Consider the following 17,493-nt stretch of genomic DNA (forward strand, 5'->3'; position numbering starts at 1 on the left):
TTAGTGCATCATCATGTTGTAGTTGAGGTTCCACATAATCCAGATGGAGCCGACAACTACGATAGCAATGATGATTACGGTGAAGATAAACGCGGTCAGGTTCCAACCTTCGTCTGATTTACTGTTCATGTGCAGGAAGTACACCAGGTGTACCAGAATCTGCACCACAGCCGTGACCAGGATGGTTCCCAGAATCGCTGCATGCGAGGCAGAGCCACTCATAACCATTGCAAACGGGATAGCCGTCAGAATGATCGACAGGATGAACCCTGTCATGTAGCTCTTCACGCTGCCGTGAGAAGCGCCGCTATGATCGGTAGAATGACTCATTACATCGCCCCCATCAGATAAACAACAGAGAACACGCAGATCCACACCACATCCAGGAAGTGCCAGAACAGGCTCAGGCACATAATACGGGTACGGTTAGTGTTGGTCAGGCCGCGACGCGATACCTGAACCATCAGCACCGCCATCCACAGCAGACCGGAGGTGACGTGCAGACCGTGGGTACCAACCAGCGCGAAGAACGCTGACAAGAAGCCGCTACGATCCGGACCCATACCTTCAACAATCAGGTGATGGAATTCATAGATTTCCATACCAACGAACCCTGCACCGAAGAGGAAGGTCAGGGCGAGCCAGGAAACGACCTGGCTCTTGTTGTTTTTGTACATGGCGATAGCCGCCATGCCATAGGTGATGGAGCTGAATAACAGCAGTGCGGTTTCAACCAGAACGAACGGCAGTTCAAAGATATCTTTACCCGCCGGGCCGCCAGCCGTGCCGTTCACCAGAACGGCATAGGTTGCGAACAGCGTAGCGAAGATAATGCAGTCGCTCATCAGGTAGATCCAGAAACCGAAGACTTTCATCGGTCCTGTATCATGGTGCCCGTGTTCATGCGCGTGGGCATTGTGCGCAAGAGTATCAGTTGCCATTTTTCAGCCCTGCTTTGTTAATCTCATCGAAATGCTGATTTTCCAGTTTTTCGACTTCCGCAACCGGTACGTAGTAATCCACGTCCTCGTCAAAGCTCTTGATAATCCAGGTCACTACGATGCCGGCGAAACCAACAATCGCCATCCACCAGATATGCCAGATCATCGCGAAGCCAAACACCGTTGCGAATGCAGCAATGATGATGCCCGCGCCGCTGTTTTTCGGCATATGAATTTCTTCATAATGCGCAGGTTGCTTGTACGCTTCGCCTTTTTCTTTCATTTCCCAGAACGCGTCACGTTCGTGAACGTTAGGAACGACTGCGAAGTTATAGAACGGCGGTGGAGAAGAGGTTGCCCACTCCAGAGTACGGCCGCCCCATGGGTCGCCGGTCAGGTCACGGTTCTGATCGCGATCGCGGATAGAAACGTAGAACTGAATCAGCTGGCACAGGATACCGCAAGCGATCAGCGCCGCGCCGCATGCTGCAACTACCAGCATGGAGTGGAACTGCGGATCGATGTCCTGGCTCAGGCGACGGGTCATCCCCATGAAGCCCAGCACGTACAGTGGCATAAATGCTACGAAGAAGCCGATGATCCAGAACCAGAATGCGCGTTTACCCCAGGTTTCGTTCAGGGTGAAACCAAAGGCTTTCGGCCACCAGTAGGTCAGACCTGCGAAGCAACCGAATACCACGCCGCCGATGATGACGTTATGGAAGTGCGCAATCAGGAACAGACTGTTGTGCAGTACGAAGTCTGCGCCCGGTACCGCCAGCAGAACGCCGGTCATCCCACCAACGGAGAAGGTAACGATGAAGCCGATAGTCCACATCATCGCCGAGTTGAAGACGATGCGGCCCTGGTACATGGTGAACAGCCAGTTGAAGATCTTAACCCCGGTCGGGATCGCGATAATCATAGTGGTAATACCGAAGAAGGCGTTTACGTTCGCGCCGGCACCCATGGTGAAGAAGTGGTGCAGCCAAACGATGAACGACAGAACGGTAATACAGACGGTTGCCCACACCAGCGAGGTGTAACCAAACAGACGTTTACGCGAGAAGGTTGCTGCGACTTCGGAGAAGACCCCGAATACCGGCAGAACCAGAATGTACACTTCCGGGTGACCCCAGGCCCAAATCAGGTTGATGTACATCATCATGTTGCCACCCATATCGTTGGTAAAGAAATGGGTGCCCAGGTAGCGGTCCAGGGTCAGCAGCGCGACGGTGACGGTCAGAATTGGGAAGGAGGCGATAATCAGGATGTTGGCGCACAGAGATGCCCAGGAGAATACCGGCATCTTGAACATGGTCATGCCAGGGGCACGCATCTTGATAATGGTCACAAAGAAGTTGATACCGGTCAGGGTAGTACCGATACCGGAGAGCTGCAGCGCCCAAATCCAGTAATCGACCCCTACGCCAGGACTGTACTCAATTCCCGAAAGCGGCGGATACGCCAGCCAACCGGTCTGTGCGAACTCACCGACGCCCAGAGACAGGTTAACCAGAATCACGCCCACAACCGTGAACCAGAAGCTCAGGTTGTTGAGGAACGGGAACGCAACGTCACGCGCGCCGAGCTGAAGCGGAACCACCAGGTTCATCAGGCCGATAACGAATGGCATTGCCACGAAGAAGATCATGATAACGCCGTGGGCGGTAAAGATCTGATCGTAGTGATGAGGCGGCAGGAATCCTGCTTCCCCGGCTGAAGCCAGCACCTGCTGGCTACGCATCATAACGGCGTCGGCAAAGCCACGCAGCAGCATGACGATTGCCACGATAACGTACATGATACCGAGACGTTTGTGGTCGACGGACGTCAGCCACTCGTTCCATAGGTAGGACCACTTACCGAAGTAAGTGATCGCTGCCAGTATCGCCAGTCCCCCGACGATGATTGCAGCAACCGTTACCACGATAATAGGTTCGTGGTAGGGCACTGCATCCAGTGTAAGTTTTCCGAACATCGTTTTCTTCCTCGGCCCCTTAGTGAGCGGTTTCCGCGTGGCTCATGTCCATGCCTTCCATCCCTTCGTGCGCAGCGTGCTCGCCTTCAGGTTTAGACATGTTCATGCTCTCGTGAGACATGAATTTGTTAACAACGTCTTTGAACAAATCCGGTTTCACGTTAGAGAAGTATTCCACTTTGTTGTTTTCGCTAGGCACAGCCACTTTGTCGAATGCAGCCATGGAGTCCATGGAGTTCGGGGACTGTTTCGCTTTTGCTACCCACTGATCGAAGGTTGCACGATCCGGGGTGGCGATAGCCTTGAACTTCATACCAGAGAAGCCCGGGCCACTATAGCTTGCGGAGATACCGTCATAAGTGCCTGCTTCATCAGCGATGAGGTGCAGCTGAGTCTGCATCCCGGCCATCGCATAAATCTGGCTACCTAAGCGCGGAATAAAGAACGAGTTCATCACGGAGTTGGAAGTGACTTTAAAGTGCACCGGTACGTTCGCCGGGAAGGCGATTTCGTTGACGGTAGCGATACCCTGTTCCGGGTAAATAAAGAACCATTTCCAGTCCATCGATACAACTTCGATGGTGATTGCTTTCTCGTCGTGGACAAGCGGTTTGCTTGGCTCCAGAGCGTGAGTGGTTTTCCAGGTCAGAACGGCCAGGAACAAGATGATCAGAATAGGAACCGTCCAGACCACAGCTTCAACTTTGTTGGAGTGTGACCAGTTCGGGCTATACTTCGCATCTTTATTGCTCGCGCGATACTTCCAGGCAAATCCTACTGCCATTAAGACGGCGGGAATAACGACAATCATCATCAGGCCGAATGCCGTCAGAATCAAAGAGCGTTGCTCCAGTCCAATCTGTCCTTTTGGGTCAAGGAGCGCAGAATCACAACCACTGAGTAATACAGTACCTGCGATTAATGACATCCATCCCAAACTTTTATTGTATTTCCTGAGTCTCATTGAACGACCTCAATTCCACGGGATCTGGTGGCGTTTAAAGTGTATGGGCATTTTACGGTAAGGTTGCATTACTGTAAACACGATTGGATCTGTGTCAGTTCTGTGTTAGCGGGTTCTGCTTGGATTGTCACATATGTTACGGAATGTGACGTAATTGCTTGCAAAGCCTGATTTACGCTGGATCTATAACGAAAGGGATAAGAAAGGGAATGCTTATGGAGTTACGAGTATAAACATCGTAAAAATAACACAAATAATTAACAATTAATTATCAAATAAAAGACATAAAGAAAACGTTAAAATAAAGTAACGCTGCTGAATCGGTTAAATTAATTAAAGAATCGCGTAAAAATTGTCAATAATTTCCAGAAATCTAAAACGCACAAAACAACAAATCAGCTCCCAGGGAAAATAAAATCGCTAATAAGCCGTTATAATTACCTCGGGTAATTAAAACGGCTATTAACGGTTTGGCGAAAATTAAATCAGCTGCGTTTTGCGTAGCGCCATATAGTCCAGAACAGCGCCGAGCAAAATACCACCGATAGCGGTCAGTGCGGCGACTTCCAGTAGGCCTGGCAGGAAGGAGAAAGAGGTGTAATCCAGCGCGTTCATCGCCAACAGCAGCAGCCATATCGCCAGCATCAAACAACCTACCGCCAGGATAACCAGCGCCAGGGCGTAAGTCTGAGGGTATTGCGTGCGCGGCAAGAAGCTTTCCGTTCGTTGAGTATATTCCAGCGTACGCCGACACAGAAGCAGGAGCAAAATCCCCGGCACGGCGGCAACGACGGAGAAAAGATAAAACGTCGGCCAGCCGTTCGCTTCGACAAACCAGCCGGCAATCGGCCCAACGTAAACGCGACCTACCGCCGACAGCGCCGACAGCAGCGCAAACTGAGTGGCGGAAAACGACTTGTTACACAGCGTCATTAACAGGGCGACAAACGCCGCGGTGCCCATCCCGCCGCACAGGTTTTCAAAAAATACCGCCGCCGCCATCGAATAAAGGTGTTTATCGGTGACCGAGAGGATCCAGTATCCGGCGTTGGAGGCCCCCTGCAGCAGGCCAAAAATTAGCAGGGCGCGGAACAGCGTCAGGCGCTGCATCAGCACACCGCCGTAGAGGGCGCCGACAATGGTGGCGAACAGGCCCAACGTTTTATTCACCATCCCGACTTCACCGGCATCAAAACCAACGCCGCGAATCAGGAAAGTGGTGGTCAGGCTCATGGCGAAGGCATCACCAAGCTTATAAAGGACAATTAACAGCAGGATAAGCCAGGCGTTGTTGCGGCCGAAGAAGTCGCGCAGCGGCGCGGCAACGGCCTGCTCAAGAGATTTCGGTACCGGAATGACGTCGCTGGGCTCCGGCGCCAGCAGCGTGGCGATAATGCACGGAATAAGCAGCGCGGCCATTAGCCAGTACATCCCCTGCCAGCCCAGCCAACGGTCGGCCAACCAGAGCGCTAACCCTCCGGATACCAGCATCCCCAGGCGATAGCCGAGCACGCTTATCGCCGCACCGGCGCCGCGTTCTTCCGCCGGGAGGACGTCCGTTTTCCAGGCATCAAAGACGATATCCTGCGACGCGGAGCAAAAGGCGATAACCACAGCCAGCGCCGCCATCCAGCGCAACTGCGTTGAAGGTTCAAGAAAGCCCATCGCGGCGATGGCGACGAGTAGCGCAAGCTGAGTCGTCAGCAGCCAGCCGCGGCGGCGGCCTAAAAACGGCGGCGTGTAGCGGTCCATTAATGGCGACCACAAAAATTTAAACACGTAGGCCTGACCGACGAGAGAGAAGAAGCCGATAGTTTTTAAATCGATATTTTCAACGGTCATCCATGCTTGCAGCGTGCCGGAAGTCAGTGCGAGAGGTAAACCAGAGGCAAAGCCGAGGATCAGCAAAATAGCTGATTTGGGCTGCTGAAAAATACGCAAGTAGTGATTGGACATGGCATATAGAGCAGGCCCGGAGTGAACCGGGCCTGCTATTTTATTAACGAGCGTTTTGTTTGATGAAGTCGTGAATGCTGGTGTCCTGCGCCATGTCGGCGATGGTATCGGTCAGCACGCTATTAACCGCGTTAGCAATGTTCTCGTTGGAAGCCTGGAAAGCGCCCTCAACGGAGTAGCTGGCGCGGTAGTTCTTAGTCATCTTGTTGCCGTTAGCGGCGGTGGCGACGATGGCGATATCCGCTTTGGTGGCGATGTTGTAACGCACGTTGCCCTGTGAGACGTCAGCATACAGTTTGTTAACAATGATCTGCAGGTCGACGGCGCCGTTCGGGCCAATCATGTAGCCGCGCGACGTCATTTGCTTCTCAAGCACTTCCTGCAGCAGGAAGCGCAGGTCGCGAGAGGCGGTCAGGGTCACCAACTGGTTGTTGCGGGTGACTTTCGCCAGCGCCTGATCGGTACGCTGGTCCGCGCCGTTAATGCTGACGGTAACGCCCATCAGGCTCGGATCCTGCTGCGGCAGGGTGATTTTCGGTGATACTTCAATGGTCGTCGGTGGAGTGGCGCATCCTGCCAGTACAAACATCGCGACCAACGGGAATAGAATTTTCTTCAGCATGTTCAGGGTCTCAACGCACGGTGTTGTTATACCCGTCATAATTCAGGTTTCAGGCGCTACGGGGTTATCGTGGGCGCTTTTTTCTGCAACTCGAAGTAGTTAGGGTGTTTAAGGAAAATTCCCGCCATCATAACATCGCCAACGGTGAGGGGAAGTGGCTACGAGTGGAAAATCATCGTGTTGTGCGTTTTATGACCTCGTCCCATTTCCGGTGGCGATTTGGCCTGGAGATATCAGTAAACCTGATACTTTTGCGTGAAAATATCAGAGGAATGCTAATTTTTTGTTGTTTTCTGCCAATGGAAGCGGTAAAAGCGGCTAACATTTAAAGGGAAAGGCGGCATCTCAGCGTTGTCGGAGGAGAAAATTCATGATGATACGTGAGCAGATCGAAGCAAAACTTAGAGCAGCGTTCGACCCGATGTATCTGGAAGTCGTGGATGAAAGCTATCGGCACAACGTCCCTGCGGGCTCTGAAAGTCATTTTAAAGTGGTGTTGGTGAGCGACCGCTTCACCGGCGAACGTTTCCTTAATCGTCATCGTATGATTTACGGTACGTTGACCGAGGAGCTGTCAAGCACCGTGCACGCGCTGGCGCTGCATACCTATACGATTAAAGAGTGGGAAGGGCTACAGGATACCGTCTTTGCCTCTCCGCCCTGCCGCGGAGCGGGGAGCATCGCGTAAAAATCACATTTGCAACCGCTGGCGCTTTTCCAGTATGTTGCGTGAAGATTTAGCAAAAACGGCCTGCGGGCCGTTTTCTTTTGCCTGGAAAATGCGCAAAGTTCGCGCTTTTGCAGGCAAATTTGAGCGGGAAATGTGAAAAACCCCGCAGCAGTGGGTGACAACCGTTCTCGACTCACAAAAGTGATGCCGCTATAATGCCGCGTCTTATATATGAATGTCTTCGGGATGATTCTGACGACAGGGAATGTGTTTCTGATTTGAAGAGGGCATCCCGGTTCTGCGAAGCCACCTACACGCGCTTCCAGAGTTGACCGAGCACTGTGATTTTTTTGAGGTAACAAGATGCAAGTTTCAGTTGAAACCACTCAGGGCCTTGGGCGCCGTGTAACGATTACTATCGCCGCTGACAGCATCGAGAATGCTGTCAAAAGCGAGCTGGTCAACGTAGCGAAAAAAGTTCGCATTGACGGCTTCCGTAAAGGCAAAGTGCCGATGAATGTTGTTGCTCAGCGTTATGGCGCTTCCGTTCGCCAGGACGTGCTGGGCGACCTGATGAGCCGTCATTTCGTTGACGCGATCATCAAAGAGAAAATTAATCCGGCCGGCGCGCCGAACTACGTTCCGGGCGAATACAAGCTGGGCGAAGACTTCACCTACGCGGTAGAGTTCGAAGTGTATCCGGAAGTTGAACTGAAAGGTCTGGACGCGATCGAAGTTGAAAAACCGGTTGTTGAAGTCACCGACGCTGACGTTGACGGCATGCTGGACACCCTGCGCAAGCAGCAGGCGAACTGGAAAGAAAAAGAAGGCGCCGTTGACGCTGAAGATCGCGTTACCATCGACTTCACCGGTTCCGTAGACGGCGAAGAGTTCGAAGGCGGTAAAGCGTCTGACTTCGTACTGGCGATGGGCCAGGGTCGTATGATCCCGGGCTTCGAAGACGGTATCAAAGGCCACAAAGCTGGCGAAGAGTTCACCATTGACGTGACCTTCCCGGAAGAGTACCACGCTGAAAACCTGAAAGGTAAAGCCGCTAAGTTCGTTATCAACCTGAAAAAAGTTGAAGAACGCGAACTGCCGGAACTGACTGCTGAATTCATCAAACGTTTCGGCGTTGAAGATGGTTCCGTAGAAGGTCTGCGCGCTGAAGTGCGTAAAAACATGGAACGCGAGCTGAAAGGCGCCGTGCGTAACCGCGTTAAATCTCAGGCTATCGAAGGCCTGGTGAAAGCGAACGACATCGACGTTCCGGCTGCTCTGATCGACAGCGAAATCGACGTACTGCGTCGTCAGGCTGCTCAGCGTTTCGGCGGTAACGAGAAACAGGCTCTGGAACTGCCTCGCGAACTGTTCGAAGAGCAGGCTAAACGTCGCGTAGTTGTTGGCCTGCTGCTGGGCGAAGTGATTCGCACCAACGAGCTGAAAGCTGACGAAGAGCGCGTGAAAGGCCTGATCGAAGAGATGGCTTCCGCGTACGAAGATCCGTCAGAAGTGGTTGAGTTCTACAGCAAAAACAAAGAGCTGATGGACAACATGCGCAACGTGGCGCTGGAAGAGCAGGCTGTTGAAGCCGTGCTGGCGAAAGCTAAAGTGTCTGAAAAAGCCACTTCCTTCAACGAACTGATGAACCAGCAGGCGTAATTTCGCCCGGCTGTTTAAAGTTCGCGCAAAAACCCGTTGCCGAAAGGCTGCGGGTTTTTTTATTGCAATGATAGGCTTAGGATGAGTGCTAAAACACATTTTCAGTGATAGCGTTACTCCAAAAGGTTGTTATGCTTGAATTATGGCTGCGCCATCCCCATAACCGGGGGACGTATCTGCATCCGCAGCGTCAGAAATAATGACCAGCTCAACGTATCAGTGCCCTGCGGATAGAAACTCTGGCTGATAATCCGTCCATAAGGTTACAATCAGTGCAGCAGGTTTTTTCAAAATTAATCCAGGAGACGGAAATGTCATACAGTGGCGAACGAGATAACTTTGCACCCCATATGGCCCTGGTGCCGATGGTCATTGAACAGACCTCACGCGGTGAACGTTCTTTTGATATCTATTCCCGTCTGCTCAAGGAACGCGTTATTTTCCTGACCGGCCAGGTGGAAGACCACATGGCTAATCTGATCGTGGCGCAGATGCTGTTTCTGGAAGCGGAAAATCCAGAAAAAGATATTTACCTGTACATTAACTCTCCGGGCGGCGTGATCACCGCCGGGATGTCAATTTACGACACCATGCAGTTCATCAAGCCGGATGTCAGCACTATCTGTATGGGGCAGGCGGCTTCAATGGGCGCCTTCCTGCTGACCGCCGGGGCGAAAGGTAAGCGTTTCTGCCTGCCGAACTCCCGCGTGATGATTCACCAGCCGCTGGGCGGCTATCAGGGCCAGGCGACGGATATCGAAATCCATGCCCGTGAAATTCTGAAAGTGAAAGGGCGCATGAATGAACTGATGGCGCATCATACGGGTCAATCCCTTGAGCAGATCGAGCGCGATACCGAGCGTGACCGCTTCCTGTCGGCGTCGGAAGCGGTGGAATACGGCCTGGTTGATTCCATCTTGACCCATCGTAATTGATGCCCGTGGCGTAAGGGTGCCGCTATACTTGTTTTAACTACTGGGCGGCACAACGCGTGATCGCGACTTGCGCCTGAGAATGGCATTTGCGTCGTCATCTGCGGCACAAAGAACTTAAGAAGAGGTTTGGACTCATGACAGATAAACGCAAAGATGGTTCGGGCAAACTGTTGTACTGCTCTTTTTGCGGCAAAAGCCAGCATGAAGTGCGTAAGCTGATCGCCGGGCCATCCGTGTATATCTGCGACGAATGCGTTGACTTATGTAACGACATCATTCGCGAAGAGATTAAAGAAGTCGCTCCGCACCGCGAGCGCAGCGCGCTGCCGACGCCGCACGAAATTCGCCACCATCTGGACGATTATGTTATCGGCCAGGAACAGGCGAAAAAAGTGCTGGCCGTGGCGGTATACAACCACTACAAACGTCTGCGCAACGGCGACACCAGCAATGGCGTAGAACTGGGTAAAAGCAACATTCTGCTGATCGGGCCGACCGGCTCCGGTAAAACGCTGTTGGCTGAAACGCTGGCGCGTCTGTTGGATGTTCCGTTTACTATGGCCGATGCCACCACGCTGACCGAAGCGGGTTACGTGGGTGAAGACGTGGAAAACATCATTCAGAAGCTGCTGCAGAAATGCGATTACGATGTGCAGAAAGCGCAGCGCGGCATCGTGTACATCGATGAAATCGACAAAATTTCCCGTAAATCGGATAACCCGTCGATTACCCGCGATGTGTCCGGCGAGGGCGTTCAGCAGGCGCTGCTGAAGCTAATCGAAGGCACCGTAGCCGCTGTTCCGCCACAGGGCGGGCGTAAACATCCGCAGCAGGAGTTCTTGCAGGTCGATACCTCCAAGATTCTGTTTATCTGCGGCGGCGCGTTCGCAGGCCTGGATAAAGTGATTTCCCATCGTGTAGAAACCGGCTCCGGCATTGGTTTTGGCGCGACGGTTAAAGCGAAATCCGACAAAGCCAGCGAAGGCGAGCTGCTGGCGCAGGTCGAGCCGGAAGATCTGATCAAGTTTGGTCTGATCCCGGAGTTTATCGGCCGTCTGCCGGTTGTCGCGACGCTGAATGAACTGAGTGAAGAAGCGCTGATTCAGATCCTGAAAGAGCCGAAAAACGCCCTGACTAAGCAGTATCAGGCGCTGTTTGGCCTCGAAGGCGCTGAGCTGGAATTCCGTGATGAAGCGCTGGATGCGATCGCCAAGAAAGCGATGGCGCGTAAAACCGGCGCCCGTGGTCTGCGCTCGATCGTTGAAGCCGCGCTACTCGACACCATGTACGATCTGCCGTCCATGGAAGATGTCGAAAAAGTGGTGATTGACGAGTCGGTGATCGAAGGTCAGAGCAAGCCGCTGCTGATCTACGGCAAGCCGGAAGCGCAGCAGGCATCTGGCGAATAATTCGCCAATCGACACAAGCAGTTAAGCAAAAAGGGGGGATTTTATCCCCCCTTTTATTTTTCCTGTGTTCCCGCCGTTGAATGTATGGAATACATCCCCATATACTGGATTACATATTAACGGCGACGCGTTAATGAAGGTGTCGTCGGCTACCTGGCGGACTTTAAACTAAGAGAGAGCTCTATGAATCCTGAGCGTTCTGAACGCATTGAAATCCCCGTATTGCCGTTGCGCGATGTGGTGGTTTATCCGCACATGGTCATACCCCTGTTTGTAGGGCGGGAAAAATCTATCCGTTGTCTGGAAGCGGCCATGGACCATGATAAAAAAATCATGCTGGTCGCGCAGAAAGAAGCGTCGACGGATGAGCCGGGTGTAAACGATCTTTTCACCGTCGGGACCGTGGCGTCAATTTTGCAAATGCTGAAGCTGCCGGACGGCACTGTGAAAGTGCTGGTGGAAGGCTTGCAGCGTGCGCGTATTACTGCGCTGTCTGATAACGGCGAGCACTTCTCCGCCAAAGCAGAGTACCTTGCTTCTCCGGTCATTGAAGAGCGTGAGCAGGAAGTGCTGGTGCGTACGGCTATCAGCCAGTTTGAAGGCTACATCAAGCTGAACAAAAAAATCCCACCGGAAGTGTTGACGTCGCTCAATAGCATCGACGATCCCGCGCGTCTGGCGGATACCATCGCTGCGCATATGCCGCTTAAGCTGGCGGACAAACAGTCCGTGCTGGAGATGTCCGACGTGAATGAACGTCTGGAATATCTGATGGCGATGATGGAATCTGAAATCGATCTGCTGCAGGTTGAGAAACGCATTCGCAACCGCGTGAAAAAGCAGATGGAAAAATCTCAGCGTGAGTACTATCTGAATGAGCAAATGAAAGCCATCCAGAAAGAGCTCGGCGAGATGGATGACGCCCCGGACGAAAACGAAGCGCTGAAGCGTAAGATCGACGCGGCGAAAATGCCGAAAGAGGCGAAAGAAAAAACTGAAGCGGAACTGCAAAAGCTGAAGATGATGTCCCCGATGTCGGCGGAAGCTACCGTCGTGCGCGGCTACATCGACTGGATGGTGCAGGTGCCGTGGAATGCCCGTAGCAAGGTCAAAAAAGATCTGCGTCAGGCGCAAGAGATCCTCGATACCGACCACTATGGTCTGGAGCGAGTCAAGGACCGCATCCTTGAGTACCTTGCGGTGCAGAGCCGCGTTAACAAGCTGAAAGGGCCGATCCTGTGCCTGGTTGGGCCGCCGGGGGTGGGTAAAACCTCGCTGGGTCAATCGATTGCCAAAGCCACCGGGCGTAAATACGTACGCATGGCGCTGGGCGGCGTGCGTGATGAAGCGGAAATCCGCGGTCACCGCCGTACCTACATTGGCTCAATGCCGGGTAAACTGATCCAGAAAATGGCGAAAGTCGGGGTGAAAAACCCACTGTTCCTGCTGGATGAGATCGACAAAATGTCCTCCGACATGCGCGGTGACCCGGCTTCAGCACTGCTGGAGGTACTGGATCCGGAACAGAACGTGGCCTTTAACGACCACTATCTGGAAGTGGACTACGATCTCAGCGACGTGATGTTCGTGGCGACCTCCAACTCCATGAATATCCCTGCGCCGCTGCTGGACCGTATGGAAGTGATTCGTCTCTCCGGTTATACCGAAGATGAAAAACTGAACATTGCTAAGCGTCACCTGCTGCCGAAGCAGATCGAACGCAATGCGCTGAAAAAGGGCGAGCTGACGGTCGACGATAGCGCCATTATCGGCATTATTCGTTACTACACTCGTGAAGCGGGCGTTCGTAGCCTGGAGCGTGAAATCTCCAAGCTGTGCCGTAAAGCCGTTAAGCAGTTGTTGCTTGATAAATCGCTGAAACATATCGAGATTAACGGTGAAAACCTGCACGATTATCTCGGCGTACAGCGCTTTGACTACGGCCGTGCGGATAGCGAAAACCGCGTAGGTCAGGTCACCGGTCTGGCGTGGACGGAAGTGGGCGGCGATTTGCTGACCATCGAAACCGCCTGCGTTCCGGGTAAAGGCAAGTTGACCTACACCGGTTCACTGGGCGAAGTCATGCAGGAGTCGATTCAGGCTGCGCTGACCGTGGTTCGCGCGCGTGCTGAGAAGCTCGGTATTAACCCGGACTTCTACGAAAAACGCGATATTCACGTGCACGTACCGGAAGGGGCTACGCCGAAAGATGGCCCGAGCGCCGGTACGGCGATGTGCACCGCGTTGGTTTCCTGCCTGACCGGTAACCCGGTACGCGCCGATGTGGCGATGACAGGGGAAATCACCCTGCGCGGTCAGGTGCTGCCAATCGGCGGCCTGAAGGAAAAACTGCTGGCTGCGCATCGTGGAGGCATTAAGACTGTTCTGATTCCTTACGAAAACAAGCGTGACCTTGAAGAAATTCCGGAAAACGTTATCGCCGATTTGGATATCCACCCGGTACAGCGAATCGAGGAAGTTCTGACACTTGCTCTGCAAAATGAACCGTTTGGCATGCAGGTCGTAAGCGCAAAATAGTGATATCGCGCAAATAGCGTTAAGAAAAGTGGGGCTGGTGAGTAAATTCGTACTTGCCAGCCTTTTTTTGTGTAGCTAACTTAGATCGCTGGCAGGGGTCATCGACAACTCTGTTGTAAGGGCATGACAGTCCTGATATAACTGCTGCGCGGTCGCGCCATGAAGGATTCTGGTGCGATATAAATTATAAAGAGAGGAAGAGAACAGTGAATAAATCTCAACTGATTGACAAAATTGCTGCGGGTGCGGACATTTCTAAAGCTGCAGCTGGACGTGCGTTAGATGCTTTGATCGCTTCTGTTACTGAATCTCTGCAAGCTGGGGATGATGTTGCGCTGGTAGGGTTCGGTACTTTTGCTGTTAAAGAGCGTGCTGCCCGTACTGGTCGCAACCCGCAAACAGGTAAAGAAATTACCATTGCTGCCGCTAAAGTACCGGGCTTCCGTGCAGGTAAAGCGCTGAAAGACGCGGTAAACTAATCGGCACTCCCGTCAGGGAATGTGACGAAGTACAAGGGCGCATCGCGAGATGTGCCTTTTTTATTTGTCCAGAACGCGACTTTATGTGTGTTTATGCGCACTTGTGGGCTGACAATTGCCCCGTTTTCTTGTCAAAATACGTCCTCACGCGCGGCAGGCATCACGTGCTATGCTGCGCGAGCTAAAGTCATCTACAGCGGAGCGTTGTTACACCATGATGGACAACCTACGCACGGCCGCCAACAGCGTCGTGCTCAAGATTATTTTCGGTATCATTATTGTCTCGTTCATTTTGACCGGGGTGAGTGGTTACCTGATTGGCGGCGGCAACAACTATGCCGCAAAAGTGAATGGTCAGGAGATTGGCCGGGCGCAGTTTGAAAATGCCGTTGCCAGCGAGCGTAACCGCATGCAGCAGCAGTTAGGCGATCAGTTCTCTGAGCTGGCGGCCAACGAAAACTACATGAAGACCATGCGTCAGCAGGTGCTGAACCGCCTGATCGATGAATCGCTGCTGGACCAGTATGCTCGTGAGCTGGGCCTGAGCATCAGCGACGACCAGGTGAAACAGGCCATCTTCCAGACCCAGGCCTTCCAGTCGAACGGCAAGTTTGATAACGAACGCTTCAGCGGCATCGTGAATCAAATGGGTATGACCACCGATCAATACGCGCAAGCGCTGCGTAACCAGTTGACGACGCAACAGCTGATCAATGCGGTAGCCGGTACCGATTTCATGCTGCCGGGCGAGTCCGACCAACTGGCGGCGCTGGTCTCCCAGCAGCGTGTGGTACGTGAAGCGACTATCGACGTTAACGCGCTGGCGGCGAAACAGACCGTTAGTGATGAAGAGATTAACGCTTTCTGGCAGCAGAACCAGGCCCGTTTTATGGCGCCGGAGCAGTTCCGCGTGAGCTACATCAAGATGGATGCCGCCAGCATGCAGGAAAACGCCTCTGACGAAGAAATCCAGTCATGGTACGACCAGCATAAAGATCAGTTCACTCAGCCGCAGCGTAATCGCTACAGCGTGATTCAGACTAAAACTGAAGCTGATGCGAAAGCGGTACTGGCCGAACTGCAAAAAGGCGCCGATTTCGCCACGCTGGCAAAAGAGAAATCCACCGACATCATCTCTGCGCGTAACGGCGGTGATATGGGCTGGATGGAAGAAGCTTCCACCGTACCTGAGCTCAAAGATGCCGGCCTGAAAGACAAAGGTCAGCTTTCCGGGGTGATCAAATCTTCCGTAGGCTTCCTGGTGGCGCGTCTTGACGATGTTCAGCCGGCACAGGTAAAACCGCTGGCCGACGTGCGTAACGACATCGCGGCAAAAGTGAAACAGGAAAAAGCACTGGATGCATACTACGCGCTACAGCAGAAGGTCAGCGACGCGGCCAGCAATGATAACGAATCCCTGGCGGGGGCGGCGCAGGTCGCCGGCCTGAAAGTGGTTGAGACCGGCTGGTTTGGTCGTGACAGCCTGCCGGAAGAGCTGAACTTCAAGCCGGTTGCCGATGCTATCTTTAATGGTGGTCTGGTGGGTGAAAACGGCGCGCCGGGCAATAACTCCGACATCATTACCGTTGACGGCGATCGGGCTTTCGTTCTGCGTATCAGCGAGCACAAAGCGGAAAGCGTTAAGCCGCTGGCGGAAGTGAAAGCGCAGGTGACCGATATCGTTAAGCGCAATAAAGCGGAACAGCAGGCGAAACTGGATGCCGATAAGCTGTTGGCCGACCTGAAAGCGGGCAAGGGCGATGACGCGATGAAAGCCGCAGGGCTGAGCTTCGGCGCCGCGCAGACCCTGTCCCGTACCGGCCAGGATCCGCTGAGCCAGGCGGCCTTCTCTCTGCCGCTGCCGCAGAAAGATAAAGCGAGCTACGGCGTGGGCAGCGATGCCAAAGGCAACGTAGTATTGCTGGCGCTGGATGAAGTGAAAGCGGGTTCTATGCCAGAAGAGCAGAAGAAAGCGATGGTGCAGGGTATTACCCAGAATAATGCGCAAATCGCATTCGAAGCGCTGATGAGCAATCTGCGTAAAGAAGCCAAAATCAAGCTCGGCGACCTCGTCGACCAGCAGCAATAATTTCGCGCTGCCTCGCAAAACGAGGTAACGTGATGCAACACTCAAAGGCCGCTTTCGCGGCCTTTTCCATTTCCGCAATCTGCCTTTTGTACTCCTTTTTCGCAGCCGCTATCGTGACCTTGCTGTCAACAAACAAGGAGATAACAGCATGAACAGAGGAATGAAAATGGTTATTGTCGCCGTATTGCTGGCTTGTACGGCGGGTTTTCAGGGGGCGCTGGCGGCACCGGCGAGCGGTAAGGCGGTATCGGCAAAAGAGACTATTCAGACTCCGCAAACGAAAATGCCGGCGGAAGCGAAAACGACGGATAACGTCGGCGCGCGGGCCAGCATTAATACAGCCAGCGCGGAGGAGCTAGCACAGGCCATGAATGGCGTTGGGCTCAAGAAAGCGCAGGCAATCGTCAGCTACCGCGAAGAGTACGGACCGTTTAAGACTCTCGACGATCTTAAACAGGTTCCGGGGATGGGGAGTTCACTGGTAGAGAGAAATCTGTCACATCTGACGCTCTAATTTCACCCGCTGCTTTGCACAGTGGCAAATCTTTGCCATGCTAAAGAGGTTACATCATCTGGTGTGACCTCTTACCTGATTAACAACAATAATAGTAAGGCATGTGCGCTATGCAGACTCAAATTAAAGTTCGCGGTTATCACCTGGATGTTTACCAGCACGTTAACAATGCTCGTTATCTGGAGTTTCTTGAAGAGGCGCGCTGGGATGGGCTGGAGAGTAGTCCGGCGTTTCACTGGATGACCAGCCATAACATTGCTTTTGTGGTGGTCAACATCAATATCAATTATCGTCGCCCGGCGGTACTCGGGGATGTGCTTACCATCACCAGTAAACTTGAGCAGTTGAACGGTAAAAGCGGCACCCTAAGTCAGGTGGTGACCCTTAATCCTAACGGTGAAGTGGTGGCCGATGCGTTGATTACCTTTGTCTGCATTGATCTGAAAACGCAGAAGGCGCAGCCGCTGGAAGGGGAGTTGCGCGAAAAGCTCGACCAGATGAATTTACGCTAACAACAGTCGGACCGAGGAGAGCTGTGAACCCGTCGGGGAGGTTGAGCTCAGGCTTCGTGCCAATTGTTTCCCGGAGGCGGCGCCTGACGCGCCTTTTCCGGGCTACCGGCTGGTGGGATGCGGTGCACCCGTAGCCCCGGTAAGCGAAGCGCCACCGGGGACGTTGAACTGAAGCTTCGTGCTAATCGATTCCCGGAGGCGGCGCCTGACGCGCCTTTTCC

The 17,493-nt window shown here is 53.2% G+C and carries 15 protein-coding genes; 9 read left to right on the top strand and 6 right to left on the bottom strand.

Going from position 1 to position 17,493, the window contains the following annotated elements; genetic code table 11:
- From PGR29_RS21765 to PGR29_RS21790, 6 genes are all read right to left on the bottom strand, one after another.
- Positions 1-330: a cytochrome o ubiquinol oxidase subunit IV gene (locus PGR29_RS21765; RefSeq protein WP_015704585.1), complete on the bottom strand. Its 330-nt coding sequence runs from the start codon at positions 328-330 to the stop codon at positions 1-3.
- Positions 330-941 carry a cytochrome o ubiquinol oxidase subunit III gene (locus tag PGR29_RS21770; protein ID WP_087860378.1) on the bottom strand — a complete coding sequence of 204 codons (612 nt, stop codon included), beginning with the start codon at positions 939-941 and terminating at the stop codon, positions 330-332. The genes PGR29_RS21765 and PGR29_RS21770 overlap by 1 nt, the downstream gene beginning before the upstream one ends.
- Positions 931-2,922, bottom strand: a complete 1,992-nt coding sequence (gene cyoB, locus PGR29_RS21775; RefSeq protein ID WP_015704587.1) for a cytochrome o ubiquinol oxidase subunit I — start codon at positions 2,920-2,922, stop codon at positions 931-933. Before cyoB ends, PGR29_RS21770 begins: the two co-directional genes overlap by 11 nt.
- A 19-nt stretch (positions 2,923-2,941) precedes the next feature.
- Positions 2,942-3,886: a cytochrome o ubiquinol oxidase subunit II gene (gene cyoA / locus PGR29_RS21780; protein ID WP_015704588.1), complete on the bottom strand. Its 945-nt coding sequence runs from the start codon at positions 3,884-3,886 to the stop codon at positions 2,942-2,944.
- A gap of 480 nt (positions 3,887-4,366) precedes the next feature.
- A complete protein-coding gene (gene ampG / locus PGR29_RS21785) occupies positions 4,367-5,842 on the bottom strand; it encodes a muropeptide MFS transporter AmpG (protein ID WP_087860377.1) in 1,476 nt (491 codons plus the stop codon).
- 43 nt (positions 5,843-5,885) lie between these two features.
- Complete coding sequence (locus PGR29_RS21790; RefSeq protein ID WP_032705501.1) at positions 5,886-6,464, bottom strand: lipoprotein; 579 nt, start codon at positions 6,462-6,464, stop codon at positions 5,886-5,888.
- A gap of 370 nt (positions 6,465-6,834) precedes the next feature.
- Between PGR29_RS21790 and bolA the strand changes: the two genes are divergently transcribed.
- From bolA to PGR29_RS21835, 9 genes are all read left to right on the top strand, one after another.
- The gene (bolA, locus tag PGR29_RS21795) at positions 6,835-7,152 is read left to right on the top strand and encodes a transcriptional regulator BolA (RefSeq protein WP_015367954.1); all 318 of its coding nucleotides are present in this window, start codon (positions 6,835-6,837) and stop codon (positions 7,150-7,152) included.
- 345 nt (positions 7,153-7,497) lie between these two features.
- Complete coding sequence (gene tig / locus PGR29_RS21800) at positions 7,498-8,796, top strand: trigger factor (RefSeq protein ID WP_015367952.1); 1,299 nt, start codon at positions 7,498-7,500, stop codon at positions 8,794-8,796.
- Between the two features lie 311 nt (positions 8,797-9,107).
- Complete coding sequence (gene clpP, locus PGR29_RS21805) at positions 9,108-9,731, top strand: ATP-dependent Clp endopeptidase proteolytic subunit ClpP (protein WP_003021624.1); 624 nt, start codon at positions 9,108-9,110, stop codon at positions 9,729-9,731.
- Between the two features lie 134 nt (positions 9,732-9,865).
- The gene (gene clpX, locus PGR29_RS21810) at positions 9,866-11,140 is read left to right on the top strand and encodes an ATP-dependent protease ATP-binding subunit ClpX (protein ID WP_015704591.1); all 1,275 of its coding nucleotides are present in this window, start codon (positions 9,866-9,868) and stop codon (positions 11,138-11,140) included.
- Between the two features lie 183 nt (positions 11,141-11,323).
- Entirely contained in the window at positions 11,324-13,678 is a 2,355-nt protein-coding gene (lon, locus tag PGR29_RS21815; protein WP_015367948.1) for an endopeptidase La, read from the top strand.
- Positions 13,679-13,884: 206 nt separating this feature from the next.
- On the top strand, positions 13,885-14,157 hold the full coding sequence (gene hupB / locus PGR29_RS21820; RefSeq protein ID WP_002444653.1) for a nucleoid-associated protein HU-beta: 273 nt from the start codon (positions 13,885-13,887) through the stop codon (positions 14,155-14,157).
- A 214-nt stretch (positions 14,158-14,371) separates the two neighbouring features.
- Positions 14,372-16,246: a peptidylprolyl isomerase gene (gene ppiD / locus PGR29_RS21825; RefSeq protein ID WP_087860375.1), complete on the top strand. Its 1,875-nt coding sequence runs from the start codon at positions 14,372-14,374 to the stop codon at positions 16,244-16,246.
- A 148-nt stretch (positions 16,247-16,394) separates the two neighbouring features.
- Entirely contained in the window at positions 16,395-16,760 is a 366-nt protein-coding gene (locus PGR29_RS21830) for a helix-hairpin-helix domain-containing protein (RefSeq protein WP_162750174.1), read from the top strand.
- A 110-nt stretch (positions 16,761-16,870) separates the two neighbouring features.
- Positions 16,871-17,272 carry a YbgC/FadM family acyl-CoA thioesterase gene (locus PGR29_RS21835; RefSeq protein WP_316425296.1) on the top strand — a complete coding sequence of 134 codons (402 nt, stop codon included), beginning with the start codon at positions 16,871-16,873 and terminating at the stop codon, positions 17,270-17,272.
- Positions 17,273-17,493: the final 221 nt, after the last annotated feature.

This window comes from Klebsiella sp. 141203 (assembly GCF_032601985.1).
Lineage (GTDB): Bacteria > Pseudomonadota > Gammaproteobacteria > Enterobacterales > Enterobacteriaceae > Klebsiella > Klebsiella aerogenes.